This window comes from Spirosoma arcticum (assembly GCF_054779955.1).
In genome coordinates this window covers 475,925-486,460 of record NZ_BAAGXG010000006.1, presented here as the reverse complement: position 1 = coordinate 486,460, position 10,536 = coordinate 475,925, and the positions used below count along the sequence as shown (strand labels likewise).

Sequence of the window (10,536 nt, the reverse complement as noted above, 5' to 3'; positions counted from 1 at the left end):
CGACCGAGAATTATGACCACGGTCGGCTCCTGGACTGATCTTACTCATACCGGGTTGGTGGTCGGTGACCTACGTTTATTTTATTACTACCCAATATCCCAACGATGATTCCATCAACAATGAAGGCAGCGGTCCTGCATGGCTACGGCCAGCCGCTACAGATTGAGCAGGTTCCTGTCCCGGCTGTTGGTCCCGGACAGATTTTGGTGCAGGTGGCGGCCTGTGGCGTTTGTCATACCGATCTGCACGCCATCGACGGCGACTGGCCGGTAAAAGCAACCCTGCCCCTGATTCCCGGTCACGAAGGGGTCGGCACCATTGTCGCCGTGGGCGCGGGGGTAACCCATGTTCACGAAGGAGACCGGGTAGGTGTGCCCTGGCTCTACACCGCCTGCGGGCACTGCGAATACTGTTATTCGGGCTGGGAGACCCTGTGCCACGCCCAGCAAAATACGGGGTACTCCGTTCAGGGCAGTTTTGCCGACTATGTTCTGGCTGATCCGGATTACGTCGGCCTCATTCCCGACGCCCTGTCGTTTGTCGAAGCGGCCCCTATTCTGTGTGCGGGGGTAACGGTGTACAAAGGACTGAAAGAAACCGAAGTCAAACCCGGTGAATGGGTCGTCATCTCCGGCATTGGCGGGCTGGGTCACTTAGCGGTTCAATATGCCAAAGCGATGGGTATGTACGTCGTTGCCGTTGACATCAGCCCCGAAAAACTCCGGTTGGCAAAGGAAGTGGGGGCCGATGTAGTCATCGACGCCACGAAAGAAGACCCGGCTGCGGTTGTTCAGGCCAAGCTGGGCGGGGCACAGGGTGTACTGGTAACGGCGGTCTCCCGAACGGCTTTTGCGCAGGGGGTTGGTATGTTACGTCGGCAGGGTACGCTGGCTCTGGTCGGACTGCCGCCCGGCGATTTTGACCTCAATATTTTCGACGTCACGCTGAACCGCAAAACCATTCGGGGCTCCATCGTCGGCACGCGGCAGGACCTGACGGAAAGTTTAGCCTTTGCCGCTGCCGGTAAGGTAAAAGTTCACTACCATACCGAGCGGCTCGAAAATATCAATCAGGTTTTCACCGACCTGAAAGCAGGACAGGTTGAAGGCCGGGTGGTTCTTGACTTTGATCGTGTAAATTAAAGTACGTATTTATCGATATACACTTTTGGCAGGCTAAACAGCCGCGTCAGCAGAACCTGGATGCGGCTGTTTAGCCTGCCGTTTTTCGATACAGTCGGTTGGAAAGGGAATAAAAGCCTGTTTCACTCCCCATCAATAACCTGGCCGGTCCCGGCCGCACTCGGACGATTTTGGTTTGACTACCCAAAGAAAACAGGGGCCAGTGACAGCCCTATGTCAGTAGTAAGGGTAGTCAGGGCTTTCTTTGACCTCCTCCCCATAAACTGGACCAATCTAAAGTAGAGAGTTCGGGCGATTTTTCGGTAATTCAACAACCAAATAATCGCTTATCAAAAAGACCAAATTCACCGAAGCGCAACCGGGTGGCCGGAGCCATCGTTTTTGCGCTTCGCCAAGCCGACACTGGAACACTCGTCGCTGAGGTTTGCCGCAACCGGGCCGCCGGAGCGGATGGGCATCAGCGAAGTCACCTTCTATAACTGGAACCGCGACGGCGGACCGTGAGAAGTATGGCGGTCTGGGCGTTCCCGAGCTTCGGCGGCTCGGCCAACTTCAAGAAGAGAACCCGCAATTGAAGCAATTGGTCGCCGACTTAAGTCTGGATAAGCAAATGCTTCAGGAGGTGATCAAAAAAAAGCTTTGACCGGGCCGCCTGTGCGGGCCAGTCCAAAAAAGAGGTCTGGCCCAGAGTTTAATGGAAGACTACTGGGTATCAAACCGCCGAGCCTGCCAAGTCGTACACTTACGGCGTTCAACTTGGTACTACAAAGCCCGATCCAGAGATGATTCAGTGCGGAGAAAATGTATTCGAGAGGTTGCAGGGACACGTGTTCGCTATGGCGGTCAACGTATCTTCACCCTACTTCGACGAGAAGGCTGGCGAGACAATGGCACCGGCCACCCGGCACAAGCGCGTACACCGTCTGTATCGTATAGAAGGGCTTAATTTGGGGAGTAAGCGCCCTCGACGCAAGCGATCAGGGGCTCATCGGCTGGATCGGCCTGAACTCTCCAGCATTCATCAGTGCTGGAACGGTCCGCCGTAGCGGCATAGACTTCGTGGCAGATCAGCTCTTCGATGGCCGAAAAATCAGGGCCTTAACTGTAGTCGATAAGTATAGCCGCCAGTGCGTAGCCCTTCACGTCGGCCAGTCGTTGAAAGGGGAAGATGTAGTGGCCGTGATGGACCAGTTGCGGGTGCATTATAAGGGGGTACCCGAACGGATTCAAGTGGATAATGGGAGCGAATTTATTTCAAAAGCGTCAGAGACTGTCTAAAAATGGTATTGTGAATTAAATAAGGAGCCAGTAAGTTGGTAGGCACAAAGAACCACCCATGTATCCTACCGATCTCACCGACTCCCAGTGGGTGGTGGTTCACCGGGCAGATATTGATGAGCGACGGGGAGCGGGCTTCGTACTGGCTCGTTTGCATAAAGCGAGGGTAAATTTTCCTCGACTGAACGTAATCTTCGCCGATGGGGGGTACAGTGGTGAGTTTGAAACGCAGGTCAAAAAGGTTTATTCATGGTTGCTGGAGATTATACGTAAGCCCTTCGGAATTAAGATGTTCGTTTTGTTACCTAACCGGTGGATCGTCGAACGCACCTTTGCTTGGTTGACCAATCAGCGTCGATTAAGTGTTGATTACGAGCGGTCGGTGAAAGTCTCCGAAGCCATGATTCAACTGGTAATGGTTTGTATAATGATTCGCCGATTATGAAATTTAGAAAGTCTCTAAACAGCTTCATCTTCGTAGATAACTAACTGAAAGTGAAATTTTTGAAGATTTAATTAATCCAGTTATTTTCGACGTACCGTACTGCTCCGTTTCATTTAGGAAAAAAATAGCTCGATAACCCCTCATCATGCTTCTGGTATAGGTTGCGTCGCGTTTTCTTCACACAACTACCTGTTTATATTCGTACAGGATCCCCGCCTACTCAACTGACCACTTTCGTATAATAAAAGGGTAAGAATGCTATTTAACGAACTCGTTATTTTGCTATCAATGAATGGTTTGTATCAGTATGGGCTACTGGTGGAAATTGTTCACGAAACCCTCCGATTCCGGTCCGGGCTGGCCAGGGTGGAAATAAACAGTGAAACTATGTTTTTACCCCTGGCTTCGACACGGGTGATGTCGCACCAGCCACTGAGACGCCGTCGCGGATCCGATTTTAACTTGATTGCCTTAATCTTTATCTGATCCCTGCTTACAGGTAGGCAGATTAATGCATTTCCGAAACAACCGAAGCATCTGACTATGCAAAAAACCCACGACGGGTACCGCTGTTTTCTGCCGCCACTGGCTTCCAGCCAGCTTAGGTAAACTGGTCGGTGTTCAGCATCGACCCGACTAATGGGGCAAACAAGAAGCCCCGCCAAGCTAATTTGAGCGCGTTTCACTTGCCGCCGTAGCCCGAAGGCAACTTCGTACATAAGCGGTACAACGGTGGCTGCCGGGGCGTAGATTGGGAACCGGTGGGCACTCACCGACTAACAGTTTTAGAGCATCAGGTTCACGGTTCGTTCAGTTTGAAGTAGCAGAACAGCGGCCAGGTGTGGGGGTGCGAGCAATAGCCCTGAAACGCCCGTTTCCGATCTTGCGACGGCACCCAGAAGGCGTACAGCCCTTCGCGGTACAGGGTGGAGTTTACCTCATCGGCGGCTGTCCACTGCCCCACCCAGTAATCAGGGTACTGCTGGGCGTAGTTATGAAACGAAAATTTGGTCAATAACGACCAGGCTTCGGCTTTATCAAACGTCGCTACGCCGAGCAGCACGGGGTATTCCAGCGAAAACCAGATGCCACCGTCTTCACCGTCGGGATTCCGGCCCCATAACGAGCGTTCCCGCGTTCGGATGCCGATTTTCTCCGGGGCCAGCACCTTGCTTTTCACGTACTCATAGATTGCCTTTTTTCGCGCCGTGGGCAGGCCCGGCACCTGCAACAGATACCCCTGCGGTTCGAGACAAACGTTATCGACTCCAAACTTTAATTTGCGGCTCAGGTACGCCCGCGCCGAGAAGTTTCGGTCGCCGAGGTCGCGCATGTAGGCCTGCTCAATGGCGGCCCGGTAGTCGTTCAGCGCGGTGATCAGCGGAGTAGCCTGGGCGTTGCGGGATTTTTGCAGTCCGTCAATCAGCCTGGGAAAGGTGGCCACGACGACGACTGAGTTCAGGTGCGATTCGGCGGACCCGGCGTATACGTTAGGCGAATAATCGTGGAAGAAGCTATCGCTCCAGTCGGAATTAAGCATCCTGACCAACCCGTTTGGTCCCACGCCGATTTCATCGCGCAGGTAGATAAACTGCTTCTTCAGCATCGTCAGGACCGTTTCCTTTTTACCCAGTTCAGCGGGGTAGTAGGCCACCGACTCGTTCAGAAAACTGTAGTCTTTGGTGATGGTGAGGTACTCCGAGAGGACGTAGAAAAAGAACAGTTGCTCGTCGCTTTCTTTATAAATCGACGGGGCGGTATAGCCGAATCCGGCGTTGCCCCGCTTGATTTCCCCGTCGGCTTCGGTGTGCTTGAGGACGTAGCGGAGAATGGATTTGGCCAGCGCCGGGTTGGTGTAGCAGGCCGGTAGCGCGGCCTGCAAATGATCGCGGTTGGAAATGTTGTCGCCAAAATAATAGCTGTAGACCGTACCCTGCGGAATGAACGTTTCGTCGTAATACGCGCTGTACTTGGCCGAGGCTTCCACAAAATGGGCGTTCCACAGCATTTCGCGCTTGAGAATTTCATTCTTCTCCGCCGACAAATCCGGTAGTTTGGCCTTCCACTGCTGAACGAACATCCCCTCCGATGGGTCGCTTACCGTGGCCCCCGCCAAGAGGTCGGTCACCTGCGTGTCAACGTCTGCGGACCGGTTGCCTTTCGTCAGGCCGACCACCAGATTGAACCGAACCGTTTGCCCCGGTTTCAGGGTCGCGTTCACGGTCGTGGCCAGCGTGTCGTTGGTCGCCCTTACCGCCGACTGGTAGTCGCTTCCCGTATTTCCGGCCCACATAAACACCGAGGGCGGGTCAACGTCGTAGGGGTAGCGTTCCGTTGGCGTCGGCGTGACCAGAAACGCATTCGCTTTGTGGTGTATATCTGCGATGGCGAGTTGCTTTTTGGCGTCAACGCCGATGGCCGCGCGGTACAGCAGCGGACGTTTGGCCGGGTCGGTGTACTGGGTGCCGTTCAGGACAAAGTTGACCCGTATACGCTCGATGTAGGTCAGTTGCTGCGTTTGGGTGCCGGTATTGCTGAGCGTCACCGTGACCACAAATGCGGGATTGCCCTGGTTGATGGCGGGGGAGGGTTTAACGGAAAGCGTACGTGTACAACGGACCTGCGGCAATTGATAGGTGTACCGGGCCATGCCTACGCCAAACGATTTCTGCGTCAGGGCCGGGTCAGCCGCCAGCGAATTGACGCCAATCAGATTCACCCTTTTCGCTGCCTGGCCCACGCCGAACCGGATGCTGGCGTCATTCCAGCCGTAGTTGGTTTGCTCATCGGCATTCAGTCTGGCCCAGGCCCGTTCCGCCGTCAGCAGCTGATAGCGGCCGCTGGCGTGGGTCAATAAGCCCACGCGGTAGTTGCCCAACAAAAAATAAGGGTCTTCGGGCAGGTTGGCATCGACACCGTCTTTGTCAGCCGCCGTAAACGGTATAGCGCCCGTATACCGGTAAACGGGCAACCCCTTCGCCGACATGGCCCAGGTGCCGATTTTCTGGCAATAAGCCGTTTGCAGGTATAGCAGACAAACAATACACGAGAACGTTACTCTCGTGCAGAAGGGCGAATGGCGGGCGGAGATGGGCGAAAAGGGCATAGACGAGGCTCAGCGGTGGGTTAGTTCATTCTCAATCTCTTCCAGGGATTTGCCCTTCGTTTCCGGCAATCGCAGGCGAACGAATAAGAAGTAGATGAAACACAAAACGGCGTGGAAGCCAAAGGTGAGCGGCAAGCCCCAGTACTGTTTCATGACCGGAAACGAAGCCGTCGTGAAGAAGTTGGTAATCCACAGAGCCAGCGTAGCCAACGCCAGCGCGTTTCCCCGAATCCGGTTCGGAAAAATCTCGGAGAGGGCAACCCACGTAACCGGGCCTAAGGTGGCGGCATAAATAGCAATGAACGCCAGCACGAAAACGAGTATCCACGCACCGGGCAACTGGAAGTAGAAGGCCCCCGACAACGCCAGTGCATCCAGACCGAGCAGGGCTGACCCGTATTGCAGGAGCTTCTTGCGCCCGACTTTATCAATCGTGCCAATGGCAATAAAGGTGAAAATGAAGTTGATGACGCCGATGATGATCGACTGTAGAAAAGCCGAATCCTGCGCCATGCCCGCTTGCCGGAACAGTTCAGGGGCGTAGGAGAACAACGAATTCTGCCCGACAGCCTGCGAGAAAACCGCCACCACGATGCCGATAAAGACAATCGGCCACAGGTCCTTCTGGAACAAAGCGCCAACCGATTGACGGCCGTTCGGTGCGGTTCCGTCCGGCGAAAAGCTTGCCCTGATCTGAGCGGCTTCTAAGCGGGCGTAGTCGTCCCCGCCAATCCGCTTAAGCACGGTATCTGCTTCGTCGGTCCGGTGCTTGCGAATAAGCCAGCGCGGGCTTTCGGCCACGAAGAACAACCCAAAAAAGAACAGCAGCGACGGAGCCGACTGCGACGAGAACATCCACCGCCAGTTGTTTACGCCCGTGTTCAGCAACAGGTAATTGGACAGATACGCGAGCAGGATGCCAATGACAATTGACAATTGATAGAACGACACCATGCGCCCCCGCATGGGAGCGGGTGAAATCTCGGCCACGTACATCGGGCAAACCAGAGCCGCTGCCCCGACCGCGACGCCACTCAGCATCCGGAAGGCGACAAACAGGGGGAAACTTCCGGCCCAGCCCGTACATAAGCCCGTCAATGCAAACAGGATCGCGCACGCCATCAGGAGCTTTTTGCGCCCCATCGAATCGCTTAGTTTCCCACCGATTAACGCACCGACGGCGGCTCCGAGGTTGATGCAGCCCACCGCCCAGCCCGTCTGAAACTCATCAAGTTGAAAATGCTGGGTGAAAAACGGGACGGTGCCGGAGATAATCACCATATCGAAGCCGAACAGGACGCCCCCTAAGGCAGCAATGGCACTGATGAGGTAAACATAACCCCGGTTAACGGCTGCGCTGTTCGTAGTGGTTTCGGCCTGGGCCTGAATGATAAGGGCCATGAGGGTGGGGTTAGTTTTTGAGTTTGTCGTTTGTGCGGTTCCCCGCCGGGATTCATGATTCGTAGTTTGTCTCAGTTTACTTCAGGGCAACGTCGGCTTCTTTCGCTAAGAAATTGGCGCCCGCTTCGGCCAGACCCGCCGTTTTCCAGGTGAGCAGGGCATCGTTGGGAACGACCTCGATGGGCGTGATGCTCGACGAGGACGAAGCTGAATCGTTGTAGCCGATGTTGGCATGGCGGTTGTAGCACGAAATCATCGACCAGCGCGGCTTATCCGACAAATTGGCTTCGGACCGGTGCAGGATGTTGCTGTGAAAAAACAGGACATCCCCCGCCCTCAACTCCACGTAGACCAGTTCCATCGTTTTCAGGGCCAGATCGACGTACCGCTGCGACGCGCCAACCTGTTCGCCCGCAAAGCCGTGTTCGACCCGACCCAGTTTGTGCGACCCTTCGATAACCTGCAAACAGCCGTTTTCGGGATTGGCATCGGTGATCGCCACCATCACCGACATCATCTGATCGGGCAGTAAAAACTCATTTTTGTACCAGTAGCCGTAGTCCTGATGCCACTCCCAGGCCCCACCCACGCGCGGCTCTTTCTGCATCAGTTTGGAGTGAAAATGGCAGACCGGCGACGTTGGGTTTTCCAGCAGTTCACCCACTGCATCCACAAGTTGCTGGCTACGGGTGAGCAGGCCGTAGATGTCGTCGCCGGGTTTGTACCAAAGCGACAGTTTGCTGCGTTTACCGTTACTGTCGTTGACGTTGATGGCGTTTTTGCTGACGGCACTGTCGTCGATAGCGACCTGATAAAGCTTCTCGACCTCTTCCGCACCCAAAAAGTCTTTGATAATGAGGTAGCCATCCTGATGGTACTGGCGGATCTGGGCTGGTGTTAACGATTGGTTTGTCATGGTAATTACTATTTAAGGTTGTTTATCGTTTAGCATTAATCTCAAAAAGCTCCCCGGCATACGGGTCGGTTAAAGTCACCGCAAACCCGGTTGTTTGAAGGGCCTGTCCGTTAAGGGATGCAACGACTTTCCCGTCCATTAATCGGACCTCATACTGCTTCGTAGTGTCGAGGTTTCGGACCGTAACCATCCGCTTCGTTTCGGTAGCACCGTGCCTGAACACGCCGATAATGCCGCCCTGCTTCGTTTCGGTATTGATACGCTGGAAGCCGTCCCACCTGCCTTCCATCGGTTCGCCAAAACCGGGCAGATCCTGCCGGTAGCTCATAATCTGATGCTTGTTTTCCAGCCGTTGCAGCCAATCGGCGTAGGTCCGGTATGTTTTCAGGTCCGGGGCGGATAGCTTTCGGGGATCACCCAGCATAATGGGTAAGGCTCCGGCCAGCGATTTAATGTGCAGTTCCCAGCCCTTATCCTGCATCTCCGGATTGCCGATAACTAAGGCGGTGGCGGGTATGGCCGGCGAACGCCACCAGGCCATGTTCCTCACCCGCAGGTCTACTTTGGCATCGGGGCCGTTGAAGTTGGAGAGCCAGTTGCCTTCGGCGTGTTTCAGCATAGCGTAGTCAATCAACTGGAGGCCGCCCATCGTTTCAAAAGTGCAGTCAATAAACAGATTGGGCTTGGCGTCATGCAGCTCATCGAAGAGCTTCCAGACGTCTTCGTAATTGGTGTACAGTGACTCGTGGTGATCGGCATGGCCTTTGTGGTTCGTGGCGTAACAACCCGTTACCTTGTTGCCGAACCGGTAGGTGCTGGTCACGACCGTAAAGTCAAGCTTCAGATATTCCAGCCCGTAGTCGAGGGCCAGTTTGAGCAGCACGTCTTTAATGTAGCCCCGCCAGCCGGTGCCAAAGCAGGCCGTACGCATGTTCAGATCATCCTCGTGCAGATTGGCGGGCTGCTGCTGCTGGTCCAGCACGAACCAGTCGGGATGGGCTTGGTACACCTTGCTATAGGGCGAGGCACTGCCCACACTAACCCAGATTCCCGGCTTCATGCCCAGCGATTTGATGTAGTCGAAAACGGGTTTCAACCCATTGGGAAATTTCGTTTTATCAATAATCCAGTCGCCATAATTATCAGCCCAGCCGTCATCAATCACGAACTCTTTCATCCCGGCATCGGCGGCTGCTTTGGCCAGTTCCCGGATGAGCGTTTCGTTGATGTCCTTGCCAAAAGGCACCCACGTGTTGTAAACGAAGGTGGGTTTTTGGGCCAGTTCGGATAGCCGGATGCCCAGATGCTTGCGGACAAAATCAGGAACGGCGGTATTCAGTACCTCGTCGGGGTCTTTGTGGTTGTTGTAAACGATGGTGAATACGGGTGGGGTCGTAAAGGATTCCCCTTTGGCAAGGTGTTTCCGAAACGGGAAGCGGGCATCTTTGTGAGTCAGGCCACTCACAATGGCAGGCTCATCCCAGAATACGGACGTGTGTTTAACGACCCCGGCGGCCTCGTTGCCAATCACGAGGCCCTGCTGCCAGTCGCTGTTGTGAACGGTCAGCAGCGCATCCTGCATCGTGCCATCGTAGGGGCCAATAGAGCGCCGTCGGCCGTAGTCGTGGCAAATCCAGCTAAACGTGGTGGCGTAATACTTTGTAACGGTAAACTTCTCTACGTCAACCGATTCCAGTTGGACACGCTCGTTAGCCAGATTCTTGATTACTAAGTTTTTGCGAATGACGGGCAGGTCAGGATACAGCAAAAACCGTACGCTCACTTCAACCGCTCCGTCTTTGCTTTGCAGGGTCACGGCCGCTCCGTCGCCCTGTTTGGCATCCGTAATTTTCTGAACTGTAATCAGCCGCCAGTCGCCCGAACCAGTGTAGGTTTTGCCGTTCAGTTCAAACTGAAAATCAGGATTCGTTTGGGTGAAATACTGGTGTTCCCCTTGAACCGGTTTGTACAGCGTGGTCAGAAAGGGACCTTCCGCAACCGGTAGTTTAATGGTTCGCTGAACGAGACCGTTGTTGAGAATCAACTCCGAGTTAGTCCATTTGGCAAAGGGTGGCTCTGCCGCTGCGGAAGCCGCCGAAGTAGCCAGAGCAATGCTGCCGACAAGCACATTCAGAAAAATCAGGTAGCGATAAGTATTCATGAAATGGCGATAAACGGCCTACTGTTTCATTGCATTTTGTGCCTGCAATGTTCGATTATTCCGGGAAGACGGAAATAGAGTATTTTG

At 54.3% G+C, this 10,536-nt stretch carries 7 protein-coding genes and 1 pseudogene; 4 read left to right on the top strand and 4 right to left on the bottom strand.

Annotation, left to right across the window (positions count from 1 at the left end; all coding sequences use genetic code 11):
• The first annotated feature begins 104 nt into the window (after positions 1-104).
• The 4 genes and pseudogenes from adhP (at position 105) to ACYVHB_RS16580 (ending at position 2,865) form a co-directional block, all read left to right on the top strand.
• Positions 105-1,142 (top strand): alcohol dehydrogenase AdhP, encoded by a 1,038-nt coding sequence (gene adhP / locus ACYVHB_RS16595; protein WP_461052879.1) that lies wholly within the window; start codon positions 105-107, stop codon positions 1,140-1,142.
• 362 nt (positions 1,143-1,504) lie between these two features.
• Positions 1,505-1,872 (top strand): annotated as a pseudogene (locus ACYVHB_RS16590) (transposase); the annotation flags it as partial.
• 329 nt (positions 1,873-2,201) lie between these two features.
• On the top strand, positions 2,202-2,420 hold the full coding sequence (locus ACYVHB_RS16585; RefSeq protein WP_461052878.1) for a DDE-type integrase/transposase/recombinase: 219 nt from the start codon (positions 2,202-2,204) through the stop codon (positions 2,418-2,420).
• 58 nt (positions 2,421-2,478) lie between these two features.
• Positions 2,479-2,865 carry a transposase gene (locus ACYVHB_RS16580; protein ID WP_461052877.1) on the top strand — a complete coding sequence of 129 codons (387 nt, stop codon included), beginning with the start codon at positions 2,479-2,481 and terminating at the stop codon, positions 2,863-2,865.
• Between the two features lie 799 nt (positions 2,866-3,664).
• Here the strand turns inward: ACYVHB_RS16580 and ACYVHB_RS16575 are convergent.
• Genes ACYVHB_RS16575 through ACYVHB_RS16560 form a run of 4 tightly spaced genes read right to left on the bottom strand, consistent with a single transcriptional unit; the run spans position 3,665 to position 10,449 of the window.
• Positions 3,665-5,971: a GH36-type glycosyl hydrolase domain-containing protein gene (locus ACYVHB_RS16575; protein WP_461052876.1), complete on the bottom strand. Its 2,307-nt coding sequence runs from the start codon at positions 5,969-5,971 to the stop codon at positions 3,665-3,667.
• A gap of 9 nt (positions 5,972-5,980) precedes the next feature.
• Positions 5,981-7,447, bottom strand: a complete 1,467-nt coding sequence (locus ACYVHB_RS16570; protein WP_461052924.1) for a sugar porter family MFS transporter — start codon at positions 7,445-7,447, stop codon at positions 5,981-5,983.
• A gap of 1 nt (position 7,448) precedes the next feature.
• Positions 7,449-8,288: a phytanoyl-CoA dioxygenase family protein gene (locus tag ACYVHB_RS16565; protein ID WP_461052875.1), complete on the bottom strand. Its 840-nt coding sequence runs from the start codon at positions 8,286-8,288 to the stop codon at positions 7,449-7,451.
• Between the two features lie 22 nt (positions 8,289-8,310).
• Positions 8,311-10,449, bottom strand: a complete 2,139-nt coding sequence (locus ACYVHB_RS16560) for a glycoside hydrolase family 36 protein (RefSeq protein ID WP_461052874.1) — start codon at positions 10,447-10,449, stop codon at positions 8,311-8,313.
• Positions 10,450-10,536 lie beyond the last annotated feature (87 nt).